This window comes from Paenibacillus sp. Marseille-P2973 (assembly GCF_018101095.1).
GTDB classification, from domain to species: Bacteria; Bacillota; Bacilli; order Paenibacillales; family Paenibacillaceae; genus Fontibacillus; species Fontibacillus vini.
Window position 1 is genome coordinate 23,337 of the sequence record NZ_JAGQEH010000007.1, and the last position, 21,186, is coordinate 44,522.

Genomic DNA, 21,186 nt, shown 5'->3' on the forward strand with positions numbered 1-21,186 from the left:
CGTCCCTCCCTTACTGGTTGCCTAGGATGTCCGCAAGACGCCTCATCCCTTTAAGAAAATGCCTGTTGACCAGCGGGTTATCCCTCACGTACAGCTTGCCTTCGAGAGAAGCGGCGTACGCCGCCTTGACCAGCGGCAGCGCCGCGACGATATTGAAGCCGAACTCCTTGAGTCCCTTGTAATCGTAGTTGATATCCTGCATGTTCATGAGGATGACGCTAGTAAACTTCGCCGTGCTGATTCCGACCGATGAGGCAAAATCAAGCATCCGCACCATATTGCTGGAGGCTTCGATCCGCTCGGTGGCGGTAAAAAAGCCGATATGCGAATATTTCATCGCACCCAGACAAAACTCCAGCGGCGGGTTATTCGGAATATCCAGCAGGATAATATCAAACATACCCTTCAGCGTGTCGATGACCCGTTCCAGATGCTCGAATTCGAAGTCCAGATATTCTTCGATCAGATCATGAGGACTTGGAGATAACAGATACAGCCGTTCATATTTCGTTGCTTGAAACTCTTCCCGGAAATCCACCTTGTCGCTCTTAAGCACCTTGATCAAACCGCTGGATTTCTTGCTCGGCTTGGCATCCAGATAATTGTGCAAATTCGGGTTGAACACCTTCAGATCGACGATACAAGTATTCAAGCCTTTCTGGGCCAGTAAATATCCGAGATTGCTGATGATCAGCGCATTGTCGACCATGTCGCAGGCCGGGATGAATCCGACCACGCTGTAGATCAGCTTGCTCTCCTGCATCTCGGTACCGACCAGATCCTTGGCTGAAATTTTATTCAGAACGTCGTCGAGCTTCAGTCCTTCGTTTCGATCCATGATTCCACCTCTCTTTGCAGGGTAGGCAGCTCATCCAAAATCACCTGGCTGTTCTTACGGCTCAGAATCGTGATCAGGTACTTTTTGCCTTCATATCCGTTGAATTTGGCGAAATTATTGATCTGTTCCCGTGTCCCTTCGAGCAAGAGAGATCTTGGCTGAATGCTCTTCAGGAACTCATCGCTCTTCATTACTTCCTGGCGTTTGTTCTCGCTCAGCTTGAGCACTTCCTTGTAGACTTCATAAATCGAGTGGCTGCTGGAATTGAGCATATCCCGGATTTCGATGCTGTCGAACAGAATCTCCGTACGCACACCGGAGCCGGAAACAAATCCGCCGTTCGGATTGCCCGTCCCGCCGCCGGACTCGTCTTCAAAGGAAACACGAATCCGCACATTGTCTCCAGGCATCAGAATGTCGCCGCCTGCCTCCAAAAAGTTATATGGCAGAGTGAGTACTTCGTGATCCTCTTCGAGCTCATACAGCCATTCGTTCTGCTTTGGCTTCTCATCCATGAGTTGATCCTTGTACAGGACGCTCTTGTCGCGCAGATAATACTTGGTGAATTTATCCTTTACGTTGTCGATATCCTCGGCCAGAATCATATCGTCTGTATATTCCTTCCGGATGATCGAATATTTCTGAATATCCTTTTCTGTCAATGCAACGTACGCCGGGACACCGCCGTCCTGATTGATTCGAAGCACTTCTACCGTGTCTTTGGCCGCCTCATTCGCGTTGTTCAAAAAAATAAACGAAATAATAATTACAGCGATACTGAACAATAATGCGAGTATCTTTTTGAAGAGCTTTCTGTTCGGGGAGACGCTCTTTACCGTACTTAGATCCATTGAGTTATGCACCCTCCATCAATCGTAGAAGCATTTGTCCAAAAGCCTTTTCATACTCGGCCCCGGCGTTCGTGGCAGCGATGTCCGTCTCGATCTGGGAATCGAATCCGGAGCTGTAGGGTACAGCGCCTGCGGTCTTCATTTCGTATCTGAAATAGTCGCTTAAACCTGACGTAAGCAGCTCGCCGACTTTATCGGGCTCGAACAGGCTGTCTTGAAATCGGGACCGATCGTTGTATTTGGTGACGATGACTTTCGATTTAGCATTGAGGTATGACGCTTTTTCCTGATCCAGAACCACTTCCACATTCCGGATCGTGCTGAGTACCGCATGCAGATTATTCGGCACGCACAAACCGAACAAATCCATATGTATCATTGATTCTTTAAACGTTCTGAATAAATCGAGCGGCATATCCAGCAGCACCAAATTAAATTTGGTTCTCAGCACCGAGATTAGACCGATCAATTTCTCCGTCGTATAAAATTGTTCCATCAGCTTGCGGTCGTGAAAAGAGTAGCCCAGTCCGGCAAGCCAGAAGTTATCTTTGACGTTAAATGCGGTAGTCATATAGTCCTGAGGTCTGGCTAGGGTACGGATCAGCGAAGCGCTCATCTGCTCGTCTTTGTTGCTTCGCTCGTGAAACCTGTCGAAATACATGTTTGTGCTCCGGTATTCCGTATCCATATCGAGGATAATCGTGCTGAGTCCCCGCTTGCTGGCTTCGTGCGCCAAATTGACGACCGTCGTAGTCAGGCCGCTTCCCCTATGTCCCGTGACGGCAACCACCCGGCTGATTCCCCGGCTGACATTGAACAGATCTTTGGTCAGACGATCCGTTGCTTCCAGTTCTCCGCCCGTTTCCGGTTTTGAGCGAAACCGGTCGAAAAACGACCTTTTCTTCTCCGTTTGTCCTGTTCCGGTTTGATCCGTTGCTGCAATTGGTCTCTTATGTTCTGTCTTTGAAGATGTATGTATTTTGGCATCGTTCTTATTACTCAATTGATCCAGAGCGATTTGAAAAACATCCGGCGGAATCCGCAGCTTATCGCACGTTATCAGTTTGAGGTTATTGAATCTTTCGGTCAGCGGAGCGAGCTCCATTGTTTTGAGATGATCCCTCGTCAAGAGTACGACGGGTATCCCCGGTTTTCGTCCGGCCTGAATCCACTCGAACAGGTTTGTCAGATGCTCCCGATCCTGTCCGCCTTTTTGGGAAAACGCCTCATCCGTGATAAGGATCCCATCTACGGCTGGATTTTCATTGTGAAGATAATCCGCCAAATCCCTTAATTCTAGTCCGTTGGAATTAACGGGCTCCCACTTTCGAGTGAGATAATTTTGGATAATTCTATGTAATTCTCCTGACACTATTAACAATTTCATAATTTCACCTGCTAAAGAAGTAGTTCCCAATAATTTAGTAATATTTACCTCTCTTTCGGAAGTTATTATACTAGTAACCTATAGCCCACACAATACCTCCAATGGATATTTAACCCTAAAGATGGACTTTGACCCTGCAAAGTAAGGACCTGAGACTTATTTTTTTTGAAACTGAGAAAAAAGTAGGATTTAACTAAAAATACGCGAGATAAGTTGCTTGTAGAGATGCTTCTTTAGAATCATTCCACTCTCTTGATGCATCTTATTTATAGGCTGAAGGAGGGGCAGCAGTTAGAAAGCCGAATATACAAAAAAGAGAGTGCCTCAGCACTCTCTTTTATTATTTTTATATGGGGCATCTCCGCTAGCTATCCATTGTTGTTTGCAGTGGTGAACTGGCTGTTATACAGACCGGCATAGTAGCCGCCTCGGGCAAGCAATTCGTTATGGCTTCCGCTTTCCGCCACATCGCCGTCCTTCATATAGAGAATCAGGTCGGCTTCACGAATCGTTGATAGCCGGTGGGCGATCACGAAGCTCGTTCTTCCTTCCATCATCTTCTGAAACGCTTGCTGAATACGAATTTCGGTCAACGTGTCGATACTGCTGGTCGCTTCGTCCAGGATCAACATCGGCGGATTCGCCAGCATGACCCGGGCGATCGTCATGAGCTGCTTCTGTCCCTGGGACAGGTTGTCTCCGGTCCCGCTGATTTCCGTGTCATATCCGTCCGGAAGCCGCTTGATAAACTCATGGGCATTGGCCGCTTTGGCCGCTGCAACCACTTCCTCCTCGCTGGCCTCAGGATTTCCATAGGCAATGTTGTCACGTACGGTCCCGCCAATCAGCCAGGTGTCCTGGAGAACCATGCCGAATCTGCGACGCAAGCTATCGCGGGACATCCGGTTAATATTGACGCCGTCGATCGCGATTTCTCCGGCATCTACATCATAAAAACGCATAAGCAGGTTGACCAGTGTCGTTTTTCCGGCTCCGGTCTGGCCCACGATCGCAATCCTCGTACCCGGGGGCACGATCAGATTCAAGTCGCGGATCAAAGGACGATCCGGCTGATAAGAGAACTTTACATGGTTGAACGAAATGGTGCCCTGGCCTTGCGGCAAATCAGGCTCGGCCCTACGATCCGGCGTTTCCGCCGGTTCGTCCAGCACCTGAAATATCCGCTGTGCCGATGCGGTCGCAGACTGAAGCTGAGTAATGACACCGGTAATTTCATTGAACGGCTTCGCAAATAAATTGGCGTAAATCAGAAAACTGGATAATGCCCCGACCGTAATTCCGTTTCCGATGACCATAACACTTCCGATCAAGGCAATCACGGAAAAGGTTACATTGTTGACCAGCCGGGTCGCAGGATTGGATAACGAACTGATAAATTGGGATTTTACCCCTACCTGATATAGCTCTTCATTTTTTGCTGAAAATCCGTCATAGGAGCGCTCCTCGTAATGAAAGGTTTGCACCACCTTCTGCCCGCCAACCATTTCCTCCACATATCCATTGAGCGTTCCCAAGATACGAGCCTGATCGCGGAACAGCTGTTGAGACCTCATCGTTATGAATCTGGCCACATAATAGGCGGCCGGGGCGGACAGCAGCACCACCAGCGTCATCAGCGGACTGGTATAGAGCATCAGCCCGATCGCCCCTGCAATCGTAACAACTCCCGTCAGCAGTGTGGAAAAGCCCTGCAGCAATCCGTCCGAGACAGCGTCCATATCGTTGACGAAACGACTGATACTGTCTCCTTGCGGGTGAGTATCATGATATTTCAACGGTAAAACGTTCATCTGATCAAACATTTCACTGCGCAGATCATTTACGGTTTGATACGCCAGACGATTGGTCAAATAAGTTAGCAGCCACCCAAATAAGCTTCCGACGGCATAGACGAGTCCGAGAAGGGTAAGCAACCTGAACACTTCATCGAACTCAACGTTTCCCTTTCCGATCATATGGTCAATACTCCGCCCGATCATGTAAGGACCGATCAAGCTCGAGGCTACGCTGATCATCGCACTGACTACCGCCCATATCGCATAGCTTCTATATTTACCTGCGTACTTTAATAGTCTTTGCCAGGTCTGTCTCGTGTTCATCATCCCGCCTCCTCCTCCGAGTCCGAGAGCTGGGAAGCGCAAATTTCCCGGTAAGCCTCGCAATCTTGTCTTAGCTGCTCATGAGTGCCGATGCCGGCGATCCGGCCGTCCTCAAGGACAATGATATGATCGGCCTGCCGGATCGTGCTGACCCGCTGTGATACCAACAGCACGGTCATGCCAAGGCTATACTCCTTTAGTGATCTGCGCAAAGCCGCATCCGTTGCAAAATCCAGCGCACTGGAGGCATCGTCAAGAATCAGAATCTCCGGATTGGCAGCGACGGCGCGCGCGATCGTCAGCCGCTGCTTCTGCCCTCCGGACAAGTTGATCCCGCCTCTTGATACAAGCGTCCCGTATCCATCGGGAAGTTTGGCTATAAACTCGTCAGCCTGGGCAACCGCGGCCGCCCGCTTTACCTGATCCTCCGAAGCATGCTCCGCCCCCATACGGATATTGTCTGCGATCGTTCCGGAGAACAGCAGCGCTTTTTGTGGAACGACCCCGATTTTACTGCGTAAGTCGCTCAAGTCGTAGTCTTTGACATTGACACCGTCGACTCGTATTTCTCCGCTCATCACGTCATAAAACCTCGGAATCAGATTGACGAATGTGGACTTGCCCGAACCTGTCCCCCCGATAATCCCTACTGTCTCTCCCCGATGGATTGCCACGGATACATCTTTCAAAGCGGGCTCGCCCGTCGCATTATAGCCGAACGTCACATGATCAAAAACAATCGCCGGGATTTCCGGTTTTGAAGCTTGAGACAAGTTCAGAGGATGCTCCGGATTCGTGACGGAAGCCGTCGTATCCAGAACCTCGTTAATCCGGGCAGCGGAGGAAGCCGCTTTTGTAAAAAGAATAATCAAATTGGACACGACGATCAGGGCCAGCAAAATTTGCGTGGCATAATTGATAAAAGCGATGATTTCACCGGATGACAGCGTGCCTGCATGAATATGAATTCCCCCGACCCATAAGACCGCAATAATCGCGGCATTGACCACGAGCGTGGTAACCGGGCTCAGCAAAGCGGACACCCGCCCCACTCTTATGGCGGTTGCGGTAATATCATCGGACGCTTCACGGAAACGCTTCTTCTCCGCCTGCCTCTTGGCAAAGGCGCGTATGACGCGAACTCCGCTCAGATTCTCGCTTAATACGAGAGCGACTTTGTCCAGTTTTTTCTGATACAACCGGTACAACGGAGCCGATTTCGTAATGATCAAATACAGGATCACCGCAAAAACGGGAGCCGCCGCAATCAGCACGAGCGACAAACGGAAGTCAAGCAGCATGGCCATAATAATCGCTCCGATACAAATAAACGGGGCGCGAATCACGAGGCGGATCAGCATCGCTACGGCAACCTGCATCTGATTTACGTCATTCGTAATCCGGTTAATGAGCGAGGGTGTTCCGAACCGGTCAAGCTCGGCAAAAGACAATGTGGATACGTGTTTGAACAGCTTGTTCCGCAGTGTCGTTCCAAATCCTTGCGAAGCCCGTGCCGCGTAATGCTGACAGATCAGCGAACTCCCGAACCCCAGCAGGGACATGATCACCATGAGCCCGCCCATTTTCATCACATACGAAGTATCCCTGTTCCCGATTCCGTGATTCACGATCAGAGCCACGATCGTCGGCAGCAGCAGCTCCAGAATCGCTTCCAGCAGCTTGAACAAGGGCCCGAGAATACTTTCTTTTTTATAAGCCTTCAAATAAATCGCAAGTCTAAACAAGTTTGATCACCCATTATCATGAAGTATTTATGTAGATTTGACTTTTAGAGACTGACTTATATGATTATGGCATAGGCTTTCCCATATTAATAATATTGCAATAATATCTTTTACATATTAAAAAAATATACCAGAGAACAGAGGCAGCCCATGGATATTAGACAATTAAGATACTTTTTAACCATTGCGGAAGAAGGGCAAATCACTTCTGCCGCCAAAAAACTGCAAATGGCCCAGCCTCCGCTCAGCCAACAGCTTAAGCTGCTTGAAGAGGAACTGGGCGTAAAGCTGGTGGAACGAGGATCGCGCAGCATCCAGCTCACCGATGCCGGAGAAATGCTGAGACGGCGGGCTCAGCAAATCGTGGACCTGACCGATTCCGCGTCGAGAGAGATTAGCGATTTTGCCAAAGGACTAAACGGCACGCTGCCGATCGGCACCGTTTCTTCCTCGGGCTCCACCTTACTCACGGATAGATTGTTTGAATTCCATAAAACGTACGCCGGCGTTAAATTTGAAATCCATGAAGGGAACACGTTCAGGATTATCGAGCTTCTTAAGAGCGGAATCATCGAGGTGGGGATTGTCAGAACCCCGTTCCATACGGCAGGCCTGGAAACCAAATATGCCGAACCCGAACCGATGATTGCCGTCATGCATCCGGATTACGACTGGAATCAAGCACAGGAGAGCATTTCAATTCAAGAACTCCGCGAACGCCCGCTCATTATTTATCGCAGATTCGAGCAGCTTATCCGGGATACCTGCCTGAAGTCCGGCTTTGAACCGGAAGTGTTCTGCAAGAACGATGACGCCCGGACTACGCTGCAATGGGCCAATGCCGGTCTGGGTATCGGGATTATGCCCCGATCCGCCCTCAAGTTGGTCAGCCACGACAACCTGGTATACAAGGTGATCCAAAGCGAAGCCTTGCGAACCCAAATTGCCGCGATTTGGACGAAGGATCGTTATTTGTCTACGCTGGCGCAGAAATTTATCGAGAGCTTCGGGAAGGAGTAAGGGGCGCGGGCGGGAGCTGAATCCCGCCTATTTCCCGGGCCATCTACGAAAAGTTGAAAATGTGCAATCATAACCGATTTGTTCACTCTCTCCGCCAAGATGTTGTTCACGATCCTCCTCCGTCTTCACTGGTCTGTTCACACTGTGAAGTTTATAATTTGGGAAGCAGTGTTCCATTAAGAATAATCCTATTGAGGAGGAGACGTGAATGAAGATCAAGGCCGTACGTAATCAAAGAGCGATGTTCAGCAAAATTCTGATCAGCATCGTGTTATGCACTTCCATCACGCTTCTGGTTTCAACATCCATTTATTACACCTACTACGTCAAAATCCAGAAGGAACAAACCTTCCTCTCCGACCTCAGCCATTTGACCCAAACCAGCAAGGAAGTCGTAAACTTGACGGAAGCGGCACAATCCTTGTCTTTTCAAATCTATCGAAACAGCACGATCTCCAAACTGATGTTTTATGAAAATCCCGATATTTACGAAGTGACCGCCGCCATGTCCGAGCTCGGCAACTATTTAAGCTCCATGCCTTATATCGAATCGATTTACGTCTACAATCCGAAAAGCGAACACATTTACATCGCTTCGTCCAAGGGACAAAACGGGGTGTTTGCCGAGCAGGAGCTGAAGGATACCGGTGTTCTGGATATCCTGGGCCATTACCGGGATTATAAACCGTTCACTCCGATTCCCCGGATCTATTCCAATGGTGCGGAGGAAGACGATCAAGTCCGGGCCTATACCTTTCTCTGTTATGATGCCATCGGTTGGGACCGTTCGATCAACTCGGCCGTAATCGTCAACATTTCCGCCGCTTGGATTAACAAGGAGATCACCACCAACCTTTTCCCTGAAAGCGCTACCTTTATTTTGGATGATCGGGGGAAGATTCTTTCCAGTCAGAGCCTGGAGGAACAAACGCTCTCGCCGGTTGAATCGGACTGGTTCAACGTTAAAATCCGGGAGCGAGAAACCGGTTCTTTTACAGCATCTTACCAGGAATTGCCATCGCTAGTATCGTATACATCCCCCGACGATCTCGGCTGGCAGTATGTACGGGTAACCCCCTATCATCTGATCACCGAACAAACGGAACGTATTTTGCAGGCAACCTTGCTGATTGCCGGGGTCATTTTGCTGGCGGGGCTGCTCACCTCCTGGCTGATTTCGAAACGGCTTTATCTGCCGATCGATCGAATCGTCCGGGAAATGAACGTACTGGAGGCCGACAAACGAAACAGCATGTTTACGATCAAGCAAAATTCGCTGCGCGATCTTGTTCTGGGCCAGAAACCGCTGCACCCGTTGGACCAAGTGGAAGGCTTGCAACGGCTTGGCATCCATTTCACGTTGAATGAGGATTATCGACTGATAGTGCTGCGTATCGACCGTTACGCCGAGTTGCCGGAGGATCGTTCGTCCTACCTTCTGGCTTATAAATTCGCGATTATGAACATTGCCTCTGAAATTTTCGGGCAAACCTATCGCGTGGAGACCGTTGATATGAACGATGACAGTCTGCTCGTGCTGCTGAATATTATGGACCCGGCGGAGGACCGGGATACGGAGCTGCTGGAAACGCTGCTGCGCCAAGTCCGCGAAGCCTGCGCCGATTATCTCAAAATCAGCCTGTCGGCAGCCTACAGCCCCGTCGACCGCAACCCGGCGCAATTACCGCGGCTCTATAAACAGGTGCGGGAAGCCTCCAAGCACCGCTTCTTCTATGGCCGCGGCTGCATTATTAACGCCAAAGCTATCCAGGAGCTGCAGGGTAATGTGCACCATTATCCGACCGATACGGAAAAGAAGCTGACCGACGCGTTGCTGAGCGGAAAGACGGAGGAAGCCCGGCGCTATTTTTCCGAAATTGTCCGCGGGACCACGCTGAATCCGTACCATGTGGCACAATTGTCGGTATCCCGTTTATCGGTAACCTTGAAGAACGTGATCGACCAGATTCAGAAAAGCAATCAGTTCCGTTTCGAAGCGGAGTGGGAGCCGCCCGCCCTGGATTCTTTTGAAATCATCGATGATCTGGAGCACTTCTATTTCACCCTGTTTGATGAGTTGAGGAACAAACTCGCGGAGAAAAAGAACACGAAGCAACACGAGCTTATCTCGGAAATCGACCGGATTATCGACCAATCCTTCCACGATCCGAATTTCAGCCTGAACCTGATCGCGGACAAATTGGGTCTCTCTCCGGTATACGTCAGCCGTTTGTATAAGCAGGCGACCCTGACCGGAATTACAGAGGTCATCCTGACGAAAAGGCTGAACGAGGTGTGCAGGTTACTGGAGCAAACCGATCACTCCATTACCCTCATTGCGGAACAAACGGGATTTACAAGCAGTTCCTATCTACACCGGATGTTCAAACGCAGCTTTGGGTCCACCCCCGCAGATTACCGGCGCTCCAAACGCCCCGCCGCCAGCAACGGATGATTGTTTAGGGGCTTGTTAGCGAGTGGGTGGGTTGGTGGATGGCATGAGTTTGGGCGACTTGGTTAGTTGGTTGTTGGTGGGTTGCACGAGTTTGGGCGACTTGGTTAGTTGGTTGTTGGTGGGTTGCACGAGTTTGGGCGACTTGGTTAGTTGGTTGTTGGTGGGTTGCACGAGTTTGGGCGACTTGGTTAGTTGGATAGTTGCACATGTTTAGGTGACATAGTGGTAGCTTAGTTATATGAGTTTGGTTGATTAAGGTGAGTAGAGTGAAGAAGCCTCGGGAAATTAACTGTAATTCCTACAGTTAATTTCCCGAATTCAGGCTCTTTAACTAAATTAGATGTAATTCCTACATTTAATTTTGGTGAAGTCGCCAATTCCAAGCCTTAGACTAGAAATTAGCTGCATGTTTTACAGTTAATTGGTCCCGAACCTCCTTTAAGCCTATAATTAGCGGTAGGTTTTACAGTTAAATTTACTCTCGAGGCCGCGCCGCTCCGTGTCAGGTTACTTTACCCCACTTCTCATCACCGCACTTCACTTCTATACCAATTCATCAATTAAACTCACTACATTTAACCACACTCCACTCAACCTTACCTCATATCACTCCACTTCAATTCGAATCACGTCACATCACTTCCCATCAACCAAACTTCACTTCTACAGCAAATCATCAATTCATTTCACCATACCTCATCACTTCCAGCACTCTCGCGGGGAATCGTCAAACCATACCCAAACTAAAAACAGACGCCGAAGGTTTCTCGGCGTCCGTTTCCTGTATGTGTCTTTTCCTATTGAGTCTGTTCCTTATTAAACTTTGTTTACTTGATTCCCGATTCGCTCACATACTGCTCCCACTGTTTCGTCCATTCCTGCTGCACTTTCTCCAGACCGGCCTGCTTCGCTTTCTCCATAAAAGTGGCTAAGCCTTTATCGACATCGTCGACCAGTCCTGCCTGAAGCGGGTACAAGTACTGCTTCTCGACCTGCTCCAAGGCCGCTTTCTCGGCCTGGTAGGAGGTGTAATCCTCCGCGAAGCTCAGGAACAGATCCGGTTTCTGGATTTTATCCAGCTCGGCAAAAATCTCTTTAACCCCGTCAAAGCTCTTGTCGAAGAGCATATACTCCGGGTTCCGCCAAGCCCAGCCGTTCATCGCTTCCCGCGGGAAGCCGTTCGACTGGCTTGTGCCGATCATTTTATAATACCCGTCCTCCACGGTGTAGTTCGTACCCTCGATACCGTACTCCGTCAATTGGTTGTAACGTTGATCAAGCACCAGCTTTTCATAAAAAGCCAGCGCCCGTTCCGGGTTCTTACTGCTCTTCGGAACCGCAAAGCCATTATGGATCGGATGCACCGGCGTTGCATAACCCGTCGTCTCGCCGAATGGCGTATAACCTAGCTCCCAGTCCGGATGGGAGGCTTGCACGGCGATCACCGACTCGTTGAAACGCGTAGGATTGTCACCGAAAATACTCGCCGCTTTCCCGGACGTCAGAGGATCCTGCATCGTGTCTTTGATGTTGAGCACGTTTTTCGGAATGAATCCCTTATCCGCCCACCGTTTCATTATTTTCAACTCTTCTTTATGTTCCTCGGAGCCCCAGAAAGAATAGACTTCCGTCGGATTCTCGTATTTGACCCCCATTCCGTAAGGGAGCGCGCCGATCATTTTATTCAGCTCGGTATAAATATAATGAAGATTGTTTTTGACGTCGCTGTTGAGCGAAACCGGCATCATATCCGGCTCGTTCTGCTTGATTCCGTCCATGTAAGCTTCGAAGCTCTCCAGATCCTTGGGCACCGGAAGATCGTACTTTTTCCGCAGGTCCTCCCGCCATACAAAACCGTTTGTCACGTATTCCTTATAGGTCGAAGGAATCGTATAAATTTTACCGTCGACCTTTACGCCGTCCCACATCGATTGCGGAACAAACTTCTGCAGCTCCGGCGCCGCCTTCGGAAGCAAATCATCAAGGGCCAGGAAGGCGCCTTTCTTCGCATAGGACTGATAGGAAGTCCAGTCCGCCGTGAAAATCAGATCAATCGCCTGGCCGGAGGACAGTAGAAGCTTGTATTTCTGGTCCCAATCCGTCCAGCTCGTATAATTGAATTTTACCGTCGTATTCAGCTCCGCTTGCGCCATTTTATTGACCTCGGCCATCACCTTGTCCAGATCTTTAGGCGCGTCGCCGAGCATGTACACCTGCAGCTCCACCCTTTTCGAAGTATCGATTCCCGTGTCAGCCGTCTGCCCTGCCGCATTAGAGCTACCATCGTTCCCGGACTTCCCGCCGCTCGAATCGTTACCGCTTCCCGCATTGTTGCCGTTCCCCCCGCCGCAGCCCGAGAGCAGCGCCATGATCAGAACCAGGGTCAACATCATCAACGAACCTTTGCTTAAAGACTTTTTCTTCATCCTGAATCCTCCCTTTTTATCGATGATTGCAATTGCTCTATGTCAGCCGAAGGTCCGGTTGCTTGTGCCGCATTCGCTCAGCCCCGCACTTCGGTTCTAACCTTTTACCGCTCCGATCGTCAAGCCCTTGACAAAATACCGCTGAATAAACGGATACAGAAACAACACCGGCCCCGTAACCACGATCGCCATGGCCATTTTCGTCGACTCCGTCGGCAGATCCCCGGCCAGACTTACTCCCGTCCCGGCCCCCATATTGGCGATGAAGGATGCCGAATTGATGACATTGTACAAATGAAATTGCAGCTGGTACTTATGTGTGTCGTTAATATACAGCGAGGAACTGAACCAGTCGTTCCAATAATGCAGGGCCAGAAACAGTCCCACCGTGGCGATACCCGGCATGGACAACTGGAGAACGATCCTCCAGTAAATGCGGAAGTCGCCAGCTCCGTCGATTTTCGCGGATTCGAACAATTCTTCAGGTACGGCAGTCCGGATAAAATTTTTCATCAATATAATAAGAAACGGGGTCATCAGGCCCGGAAGAATGAGCGCCATGTAACTGTCGGTCAGGTGCAGATATTTCGTGTACAGGATATACCAGGGTACCAGTCCGCCCCCGAACAGGGTTGTAAAGTAAATGTAGAACGAGAAAGCGTTCCGATATTTAAAGTCTCTGCGCGAAAGCACATATCCCGCCATGGTCATAAAGAACAAGCCCAGCGTCGTGCCTACAGCCGTAGTGAAAAACGTGACTCCATAGGCCCTAAGCACATCCTCCGGGAAGCGGAATACCGTTCGGTAGCCTTCCAGCGAAAATGTAGAGGGTATCAGATGATACCCGTCCCGGATAATCGAGTCATTGGCCGTCAGAGAGGCCGAAATAATAAGCAGGAATGGAAGCAGGCAGGCTATGGAGAACAGAATCGTTACCGAATAGGACAACCCTTGCAGCAATCCGTAATACTTATCTTCTTTGATTCTCATTTTGCGCGCCCCCTTAGAACAAAGCGTACTCGTCGTTGATTTTGCGGATGATCCAGTTGACCGTCATGATCAGAATGAAGCCGAACAGGGATTGATACAGCCCCGCGGCCGTGGCCATGCCGACATCAAACGTCACCTTGAGCGACCGGAACACGTAAGTGTCCAGAATATCCGTCGTATTGTAGAGCACCCCGTTATTGCCGATCAACTGATAGAACAAATCGAACTGGCCCTTCATAATGCTGCCTAGCGCAAACAACAGAAGCATGACGAAGGTCGTCTTCAGCATCGGCACCGTGATGTACCAGATCCGCTGGAAGATGTTCGCCCCGTCGATTTTTGCAGCTTCATAATACTCCTCGCTGATCCCGGTAATGGTTGCAAGGTAAATGACCATGCTGTAGCCGAGATTTTTCCATAGATAAAATAAAATAATGAGAAAAATCCAAATCACCGGCTTGTTGTACACGTCGACTGGCTCGGCGCCGAACTGTGCAAGCAGTGTATTCAGGAATCCGCTGTCATAGTTGAACACGTTGTACACAATGACGCTCAGGATGACGAACGAGACGAAATAAGGCAGGAACATGATCGACTGCGTCAATTTTTTGAACCATTTGATCCGCAATTCACTCAGCAGGATCGCGCAGACGATAGCCAAAACATTCCCCAATACAATGAAAGCCAGATTGTAGCCCACCGTATTCAGCGTTAATCGGAACAAAGTACCGGATTTCCAGAGAAATTCAAAATTTTTCAGGCCGACAAATGCCGAATCGAACAGCCCCGAGTTGAAATCAAACTGAGTAAAAGCATAATAGACACCGACCATAGGAAAATAGGAATTGATCAAAAAATAGATTAATGTCGGCAGCAGCATCAAAAACAAAATCCGGTTCCGCGACAACTCTTGTAAAAAGTGCCTCATGGCATCCTTTCTCCCTCCTGCAACGTTTGAGACCACTATAGTAAACCCCCTGATTTCCGTGTAGTGAAGCTTCCCGGCATTCCTGTATTTTCCGTAAAAATACGAGGTGAACAATTCGCACATTTATGCAGAATTCCGGCTTTACAGACGAAAAGACCCGGGCACAGCGCCCTAACAGCATCCGTTAAATAAGGATATAGCTGGATTTCTTACTTTCCTCTCTTTCGTAATAATAAAAAAGGGTAATGTTTCCTGAGGATCATAATTTGGAAGGAGAGCTGCTAGTGTTTAAGCAATGGTGTAAGCTGGCTTTAATTTCCCTAATATGTATTGGAACTTGGTCCGGAGGGACCGGCGGCAGCGATGCCGCCGCGGCGGAGGCAGAGGCGGCGGCCAAGCCGGCTGCGGAATGGAGCAGGCTGTATGGAACGGATGCTGCGTCTTCAAACGGTAGGTCCGTGATTCCCACAACCGATGGCGGATACATCGCCGTAGGGGAAATCGTGTATTTGTCTGCCTCCGGATATGCCACGGATCAAAAGATCTATGTCGTTAAGCTGAACAAAGACGGTGAAATTACTTGGGAGACAAAAATACAAGCCGATGCGGCCACGGAGAAATCCGGGGGCACGGCGTATAGCGCGATCGAGACCCGGGATGGGGGTTATCTGATTAGCGGGGTAGTTACCGATGTCTCGGGCAAGTCGCGGATCGTACCATTGCTGGCCAAACTGGACAGCCAAGGAAACGTCGAATGGGACAAGAGCTATGACGATTTATCCCCTTCAACGGATTTGCACGGAGAATCGATTGTTGAATCACCGGACGGCGGATACGTGATCACCGGCTTCAGTGCCAATTCTTATGCCGTGTCTTCCGCCTATTTGCTTAAGGTGGACGAGGCGGGGAATGAAGTCTGGTATAAAACATACCGCTTCGACGCCGATATGCAATATTTTAATGAGATCATGACGACACCGGACGGAGGGTATATAGCTGTCGGTGAACTCGATAGCATGATTACCTCCCAGCAGGACGGTTCCGTCATTGTGAAGCTGGACGCCCAAGGGGAAGTGGAATGGGAACAAACCCAGACGCTTCCTAGTTCGGGGCGAACCCTCCGCTCGATCGAACCATTGCCGGACGGCGGCTTTATAGTTAGCGGGATGCAGCGGGAGGAAGGTGAACAGATTGCCATTGTAATGAAGATAGACGCCTCCGGGGAAACGATTTGGGAGAAGACCTATAATCTCGGTACGGACAATGACTTTCTGGGACAACTGGTCACGATGGAGGACGGGTTTGCATTACTGGGGCGGCATGCTTACGGAAGCTATCCCGATACAGTGACTGAGTATCAAGTGCTCCGTCTGGATGAAGGCGGCGAGATTACCGGTACGTTTATATTTGAAGAGCCTGGCCTCGTTAATGTCGGCAATGGAGCTTTGGCTTCGGACGGCGGTTTGTTACTCTCCGGACAAATCCGGGAAAATAACAGCTATCGGATGCAGATTATCAAGGTCCTTGGAAATGGGGAGACGCTGCCGGAAGATCCGGAATTGTCCGGGCTCTTGTTTGGCTCGGCCGAGGCTGATCTGGCTATCGGTGAGCAGAAGCCAAGCGTTATTACAGCGGTTTATAGCGACGGCGGCACCTTCGATGTATCCGATTCAGCGACCTATGCCTCTTGGAATCCTGAAATAGCAACCGTGGATGACAGAGGTCTGCTGACCGGCCTGTCCGCCGGCAGCACGGTAATTACCGCAGGGTATGGCGGGATGGAAGCGCAGCTCATCGTACATGTCACGGACGGGACTCAAGGCCCGAATCCGGTCAACGGGCAATTCTACCTGGATTCGGAAGATTACTCGCTTTCCATTGGCAGCGAGCTCGATATTCAGGCCTGGTTTGCCGATGAGTACGGGAATGCCCGCCTCGTAAACGGGGAGACCGAATTTACGATCGCCGATACGGCTATCGCCACGATTGACGAGCAGGGCTTTATGACCGGACTGACTCCCGGCCGGACCACGTTGACAGCCGTTTATCAAGGAAGAAGTTACACTTCGACCGTCTTGGTAGTCCGGCCTTATGTTCCGGCTGAGATCCCTGAGAATTAAGATCGCGATAGTATTTGCGATTCTTTATACAAATCAAAAAAATCCCCTGTCCCCAGGGGATTTTTCTATGTCTTTCCTTGTTTATTCGCCCGCTCTTTGCTCCTTTGTCTCCCTCTCCTTAATCATTTCCAGAAATTCCAGAATGATATCGGAAACGGCATCCTCGGTAGGCGAGTGAATGTATCGGCTGACCCGCATGATATCTCCCTTGTAGAGATCGATCAGTTTCAGAACGGCATCGGGATCGTTTTGTTTCGCTTTTTCAAGTAAGTTCAGGAACTCATCATCCGGGACAACTCTTGGATCATTTTGCGTTTCCATTTGTTCACCCCTTGCTGAGTCATATTCAATTCCAGGGCAACCTCGCGCTCAGTCTTATCTTGCAGATAAAGCTTATAAATGATCGTACGCCCCGTATTGGAAGGCAGCGCATTGATCAACTGACGGATCAACATTTTGTTGTCAGAAGATGAGGCAAAGCTGGATATGGCCGGTTCGAATCCGTTGAATGAACATTCCCGTTTTTTCACGACTTTGGCTTTGTACTGTACCCTCCAGGCGATACGGTAGACTTCCCTCCGATACTGCTCGTACGCGGTCGTTTGTTCTTTCAAAATTACCTCCCCCTTCCATATTTCATCTTCTAAGTATAGGGAAATATGAGGGTTCGTCTTACAACCATTAATATGTGATTTAATTTTAATTATAACATTTTTTCTAATTATTGGTTGTAAATGGTGGATTATTTTTTCTCTATATAAGTGAAAGGGAGTTTTCAAAGAAAGGAGGTCCTTAAATATGCAGGTTACGGATATCGTATCGATGGTTGCGAATGTCGGCTTCCCCGTTACACTGTGCTTTATCCTAATCAAATATGTGCTGCAAACGGTCGGAACCAAGCTGGATCATATGAATGATAAAATAGCTGCGCTAACGGAAGAGATTCGAAGTTTGGAAGACGGCAATGACGGCGGCGGTACAGCGGATCAAAACGGTGCTAAGCATAGATGAATGAAGGTCTGTCTATCGTTCCTAAGCCGGTATCCCCTCTTCTATTGTATGCTCTTCCCTCCTTGTCCAATTACTTCGTCCTGTTAAGTTTCATTGACCTTTGGAGTAATCGTGTTTGCCATTCAAATCAAAAATGGCAGCCGCCCATTCTGTTCAATTACAGAAACGAGGCCGGCTGCCATTTATTATGACTTATTCAAAAGGATACTTCAGTCCCCACTGTGCCCGAATCGCGTCAAGCAGCTTCAAAATGCCCAGCGACTCGTCAAGCGTAATGGCCGGACTCTCCGTAAGTCCTTCAAGCAAGCATCTGCCCACTTCCTCCGCTTCGAACGAATATCCTGTGGACAAACGTCCGTCGGTAAACTTTTCTTCCTCTTGTCCGGTTACCCGGAGAACCGCTTCGGTCGCATTCAAGAATGAAGGAATGTGGATCGTCCCTTCCGTTCCGTGAATGTAAGCGTCATTCGTCAAATCCAGGCGAACCGCCCCGTTCAGCGTTGCCGTTCTGCCCTTGCCGTAATCCAACAGAATGGAAAACTTCTCGTCTACCCCGGTTTCGCCGATATCGGCGGAGCTCCATACTTTTTCCGGCTCGGTTCCAAAAATCATGGAAGCAAAAGACACCGGGTAAATACCTGCATCCAACAGCGCTCCGCCTCCAAGCTGCGGATTAAGCAGCCGGCCCTGCGGATTCCAATCGCTGCGGAAGCCGAATTCGGCTTTAACCAGCTTAACCTCGCCGATCCGCCCTTCTTCCAACCATTTTCTTACTTGCACGATCGGTGGAAGAAAACGCGTCCACATCGCCTCCATCAGGAACAGATTTTGTTGCTTGGCCGATGAAATCAGCTGCTCCAGTTCGGCGCTGTTCACGGTAAACGGCTTCTCGCATAATACCGCTTTACCCGCATTCAAGGCGGTCAATACATTCTCCCGGTGATAAGGATGCGGGGTCGCCACATAAATCGCGTCGATGTCCGGATCATTCACCAGTTCCTCATAACTGCCGTAAGCGCGCGGCAGGCCGAATTTCTCCGCAAACTTTGCGGCGCTTTCCTTCGTACGTGAGCCTGCGGCCAGGCCCTCGCCATTGCCGACATGGGCCAAATCCTCGGCGAATTTCTCCGCGATCCAGCCTGTGCCCATAATTCCCCATTTGATCTTCTTAACCGTCGATTCTCCCATGGTTGGCTCTCCTTTTGCATACTATATAATTTGAATTATATTAATTCTACCAAATTAAGAAGGCCAAAAACCAATATTTCACTGCAACTATTCAAAAGGATAACGCAGGCCCCATTGAGCACGCATCGTATCCAGTTGTTCCATCACCTTTAAGGATTCATCGAGTGGCATCAGGGGGCTTTCCGTTTCCCCGGCAAGAATGCATCTGCCCACTTCTTCAGCCTCGTACTCATACCCTTTTCCCAAGCGATCGTCGGTATAAGTATCCACCACTTCCCCGTCCTTATATAGGGAGACAGAGGGAGCTTTATTCATGGACGGCAGCGAGATACATCCCTTTGTTCCGTGGATGACTGCTTCATTTCGCAAACCGAGCCGGATGGCTCCGTGCAAAGAAGCAACTTCCCCCGTGTCATAGGTCAGCAGAGCCGAAAACTGCTCGTCCACCCCTGTCCCGCCTATCCGGGCCGTGCTCCAAATTGCCCGCGGTTGAATACCGAATATCATCGAGGCGAAAGCCACAGGATAGATTCCCACATCCAGCAGCGATCCCCCGGCAAGCTCCGGATTCAGCAGCCTTGTCTCAGGCTCCCAATCGGCCATAAATCCGAACTCGGCCTGCAGGAGACGAACTTCTCCAATCCGGCCGGACCGGATCCATTCCATGGCTTTGCGTACTGGGGGCAAGAAGCGCATCCACATGGCCTCCATTAGGAATAATCCGCGCTCTCTGGCGGTCGAGATCAATACTTCCAATTCACGACTGTTTACGGTCATCGGCTTTTCACAAAGCACAGCCTTGCCCGCCCGCAAACTGTTCAGCGCATTCTCCAAGTGGTAACGGTGCGGTGTTGCGACATAAATGACATCAATATCCGGGTCATTCACCAGTTCCATGTAACTTCCGTAGGCACGGGGAATTCCGAATTGGTTGGCGAAGAGCGCCGCATTCCCGGGCTTGCGCGATCCTACCGCATAAGCGACCCCATTCGTCGTGTGGGCCAGGTCGGCCACAAATTGCTCCGCGATCGTGCCGGTCCCCATGATCCCCCACTTGGCTATTCTTTGCTTCGGCTCTCTCATAGGTCTCCCCCTTTGAAGTAGGTTCTAAAAATCATGTACCCTTTATCCGGGAAGATGAAATAAACGACCTCTTTCCTAAATAAAGGCATCTTTCACTTTGATTCATTCCGTCCGAATCCTTTATACTAGAGGTTGAACAAAATGAAGTGCCGGAGGCGGATTATGCTTACCTTTGAACAAAAGCTGCAAATATTGGATTCTTACCCCGAACTGGACAGAAAAAATGTATCGCTCGGCCGGGTAAATTATCAGTACGAACAAAGCGTTCACGACAAGAAAACCGTAGCCTATCATTTGCATCCTAACGGTAACGGCTTCGTCTATGCAGGACTGCTGCAAGGCTATGACGTCGATGATAAAGGTTACGTCAATATTCGGGATTTCACCGAGGAAGATTTGCGCAATCTTGTAGCCAAGTCCATACATTCTCTTTCCACGGGCGGGAAAGCGCCGGAAACGGCGGTAGTGCCCGATTATATCTCCAAGGACTCTCCCGGCGGCATCTGGACCGATGGTGACGGAGGAACGCTCACGCTGAAGTATGAGGATGACCTTTGGTACATCTACTCCGGCATCAATCTGGAGATGGTATTCGAAACGCGGGAGGAAGCGGGTGAATACTTAACGGAAGAAGGCTTTAAGCCGCAAAAAAAATAACGATAATAAACGCAGCTCCGCACTTACGGGGGCTGCGTTTTTTAGAGGTTGTTCAAAAAATCATCTTTTGATCACGAAGTGTCTCAGGTTGCTTATTCGACATCGAATCTTGAACTCAGGCGGGCCTTCCGGTGCTCACGTAGGTTTTGCCTACGCTCCGCTCCTCTGTCCCTCCTTCATCCAACCTTCTTGGTGCTGAAAAGTCGACTTTTTGAACACACACTTTTAGTATTCGCAAAAAAATATTTTTAGAAATGTTCAAAAAAATGTTTGATTTTAGTCACAAAATGTTCAATAATTAAGTAAGACACAAATTGTTCACAATTATCCATTGCGAAACAAAGGAGCTGACTACACATGTGGGAAC

The 21,186-nt window shown here is 49.5% G+C and carries 17 protein-coding genes; 5 read left to right on the forward strand and 12 right to left on the reverse strand.

The annotated features are described in order from the left end of the window. Nucleotides 1-10: 10 nt before the first annotated feature. The 5 genes from KB559_RS15235 to KB559_RS15255 all read right to left on the reverse strand — a co-directional run bounded on the left by KB559_RS15235 (nucleotide 11) and on the right by KB559_RS15255 (nucleotide 6,941). On the reverse strand, nucleotides 11-838 hold the full coding sequence (locus KB559_RS15235) for a CpaE/TadZ family protein (protein ID WP_211022797.1): 828 nt from the start codon (nucleotides 836-838) through the stop codon (nucleotides 11-13). Then, a complete protein-coding gene (locus tag KB559_RS15240) occupies nucleotides 817-1,689 on the reverse strand; it encodes a hypothetical protein (RefSeq protein ID WP_211022798.1) in 873 nt (290 codons plus the stop codon). The genes KB559_RS15235 and KB559_RS15240 overlap by 22 nt, the downstream gene beginning before the upstream one ends. Nucleotides 1,690-1,693: 4 nt before the next feature. After that, nucleotides 1,694-3,076 (reverse strand): helicase HerA domain-containing protein, encoded by a 1,383-nt coding sequence (locus KB559_RS15245; protein ID WP_211022799.1) that lies wholly within the window; start codon nucleotides 3,074-3,076, stop codon nucleotides 1,694-1,696. Between the two features lie 368 nt (nucleotides 3,077-3,444). Beyond that, entirely contained in the window at nucleotides 3,445-5,196 is a 1,752-nt protein-coding gene (locus KB559_RS15250) for an ABC transporter ATP-binding protein (RefSeq protein ID WP_211022800.1), read from the reverse strand. After that, nucleotides 5,196-6,941, reverse strand: coding sequence for an ABC transporter ATP-binding protein (locus KB559_RS15255; RefSeq protein ID WP_211022801.1), 1,746 nt, complete (start codon nucleotides 6,939-6,941; stop codon nucleotides 5,196-5,198). The genes KB559_RS15250 and KB559_RS15255 overlap by 1 nt, the downstream gene beginning before the upstream one ends. Before the next feature lie 150 nt (nucleotides 6,942-7,091). On the opposite strand from KB559_RS15255, the gene KB559_RS15260 reads away from it, so the two are divergent. After that, a complete protein-coding gene (locus tag KB559_RS15260; RefSeq protein WP_211022802.1) occupies nucleotides 7,092-7,961 on the forward strand; it encodes a LysR family transcriptional regulator in 870 nt (289 codons plus the stop codon). 208 nt (nucleotides 7,962-8,169) lie between these two features. Next, the gene (locus KB559_RS15265; protein ID WP_211022803.1) at nucleotides 8,170-10,416 is read left to right on the forward strand and encodes a helix-turn-helix domain-containing protein; all 2,247 of its coding nucleotides are present in this window, start codon (nucleotides 8,170-8,172) and stop codon (nucleotides 10,414-10,416) included. Nucleotides 10,417-11,243: 827 nt separating this feature from the next. Here KB559_RS15265 and KB559_RS15270 read toward each other — a convergent pair. From KB559_RS15270 to KB559_RS15280, 3 genes are all read right to left on the reverse strand, one after another. After that, entirely contained in the window at nucleotides 11,244-12,842 is a 1,599-nt protein-coding gene (locus tag KB559_RS15270; protein ID WP_211022804.1) for an extracellular solute-binding protein, read from the reverse strand. A 96-nt stretch (nucleotides 12,843-12,938) separates the two neighbouring features. Continuing rightward, a complete protein-coding gene (locus KB559_RS15275; RefSeq protein ID WP_211022805.1) occupies nucleotides 12,939-13,832 on the reverse strand; it encodes a carbohydrate ABC transporter permease in 894 nt (297 codons plus the stop codon). A 13-nt stretch (nucleotides 13,833-13,845) separates the two neighbouring features. Further along, the gene (locus KB559_RS15280) at nucleotides 13,846-14,760 is read right to left on the reverse strand and encodes an ABC transporter permease (protein WP_211022806.1); all 915 of its coding nucleotides are present in this window, start codon (nucleotides 14,758-14,760) and stop codon (nucleotides 13,846-13,848) included. A 284-nt stretch (nucleotides 14,761-15,044) separates the two neighbouring features. On the opposite strand from KB559_RS15280, the gene KB559_RS25480 reads away from it, so the two are divergent. Further along, nucleotides 15,045-16,880 carry an Ig-like domain-containing protein gene (locus tag KB559_RS25480; protein ID WP_211022807.1) on the forward strand — a complete coding sequence of 612 codons (1,836 nt, stop codon included), beginning with the start codon at nucleotides 15,045-15,047 and terminating at the stop codon, nucleotides 16,878-16,880. 81 nt (nucleotides 16,881-16,961) lie between these two features. Here KB559_RS25480 and KB559_RS15290 read toward each other — a convergent pair whose 3' ends face one another. Together KB559_RS15290 and KB559_RS15295 are read right to left on the reverse strand one after the other, a co-directional pair. Further along, complete coding sequence (locus tag KB559_RS15290; protein WP_211022808.1) at nucleotides 16,962-17,201, reverse strand: helix-turn-helix domain-containing protein; 240 nt, start codon at nucleotides 17,199-17,201, stop codon at nucleotides 16,962-16,964. Further along, nucleotides 17,153-17,494 (reverse strand): sigma-70 RNA polymerase sigma factor region 4 domain-containing protein, encoded by a 342-nt coding sequence (locus tag KB559_RS15295; RefSeq protein ID WP_211022809.1) that lies wholly within the window; start codon nucleotides 17,492-17,494, stop codon nucleotides 17,153-17,155. The genes KB559_RS15290 and KB559_RS15295 overlap by 49 nt, the downstream gene beginning before the upstream one ends. A gap of 184 nt (nucleotides 17,495-17,678) precedes the next feature. Between KB559_RS15295 and KB559_RS15300 the strand changes: the two genes are divergently transcribed. After that, nucleotides 17,679-17,891: a hypothetical protein gene (locus tag KB559_RS15300; RefSeq protein WP_211022810.1), complete on the forward strand. Its 213-nt coding sequence runs from the start codon at nucleotides 17,679-17,681 to the stop codon at nucleotides 17,889-17,891. Between the two features lie 192 nt (nucleotides 17,892-18,083). Here KB559_RS15300 and KB559_RS15305 read toward each other — a convergent pair whose 3' ends face one another. Continuing rightward, nucleotides 18,084-19,079, reverse strand: a complete 996-nt coding sequence (locus KB559_RS15305; protein WP_211022811.1) for a Gfo/Idh/MocA family protein — start codon at nucleotides 19,077-19,079, stop codon at nucleotides 18,084-18,086. Between the two features lie 87 nt (nucleotides 19,080-19,166). Beyond that, nucleotides 19,167-20,162 (reverse strand): Gfo/Idh/MocA family protein, encoded by a 996-nt coding sequence (locus KB559_RS15310; RefSeq protein WP_211022812.1) that lies wholly within the window; start codon nucleotides 20,160-20,162, stop codon nucleotides 19,167-19,169. Between the two features lie 162 nt (nucleotides 20,163-20,324). On the opposite strand from KB559_RS15310, the gene KB559_RS15315 reads away from it, so the two are divergent. Continuing rightward, entirely contained in the window at nucleotides 20,325-20,819 is a 495-nt protein-coding gene (locus KB559_RS15315) for a hypothetical protein (RefSeq protein WP_211022813.1), read from the forward strand. Nucleotides 20,820-21,186 lie beyond the last annotated feature (367 nt).

Bases quoted from the DNA above. Each gene is read 5' to 3' on its own strand.
- KB559_RS15310 (WP_211022812.1), bottom strand. From the start codon at position 20,162: ATGAGAGAGCCGAAGCAAAGAATAGCCAAGTGGGGGATCATGGGGACC.
- KB559_RS15245 (WP_211022799.1), bottom strand. From the start codon at position 3,076: ATGAAATTGTTAATAGTGTCAGGAGAATTACATAGAATTATCCAAAAT.
- KB559_RS15265 (WP_211022803.1), top strand. From the start codon at position 8,170: ATGAAGATCAAGGCCGTACGTAATCAAAGAGCGATGTTCAGCAAAATT.
- KB559_RS15290 (WP_211022808.1), bottom strand. From the start codon at position 17,201: ATGGAAACGCAAAATGATCCAAGAGTTGTCCCGGATGATGAGTTCCTG.
- KB559_RS15235 (WP_211022797.1), bottom strand. From the start codon at position 838: ATGGATCGAAACGAAGGACTGAAGCTCGACGACGTTCTGAATAAAATT.
- KB559_RS15240 (WP_211022798.1), bottom strand. From the start codon at position 1,689: ATGGATCTAAGTACGGTAAAGAGCGTCTCCCCGAACAGAAAGCTCTTC.
- KB559_RS15250 (WP_211022800.1), bottom strand. From the start codon at position 5,196: ATGAACACGAGACAGACCTGGCAAAGACTATTAAAGTACGCAGGTAAA.
- KB559_RS15305 (WP_211022811.1), bottom strand. From the start codon at position 19,079: ATGGGAGAATCGACGGTTAAGAAGATCAAATGGGGAATTATGGGCACA.
- KB559_RS15315 (WP_211022813.1), top strand. From the start codon at position 20,325: ATGCTTACCTTTGAACAAAAGCTGCAAATATTGGATTCTTACCCCGAA.
- KB559_RS15300 (WP_211022810.1), top strand. From the start codon at position 17,679: ATGCAGGTTACGGATATCGTATCGATGGTTGCGAATGTCGGCTTCCCC.
- KB559_RS15270 (WP_211022804.1), bottom strand. From the start codon at position 12,842: ATGAAGAAAAAGTCTTTAAGCAAAGGTTCGTTGATGATGTTGACCCTG.
- KB559_RS15275 (WP_211022805.1), bottom strand. From the start codon at position 13,832: ATGAGAATCAAAGAAGATAAGTATTACGGATTGCTGCAAGGGTTGTCC.
- KB559_RS15260 (WP_211022802.1), top strand. From the start codon at position 7,092: ATGGATATTAGACAATTAAGATACTTTTTAACCATTGCGGAAGAAGGG.
- KB559_RS15280 (WP_211022806.1), bottom strand. From the start codon at position 14,760: ATGAGGCACTTTTTACAAGAGTTGTCGCGGAACCGGATTTTGTTTTTG.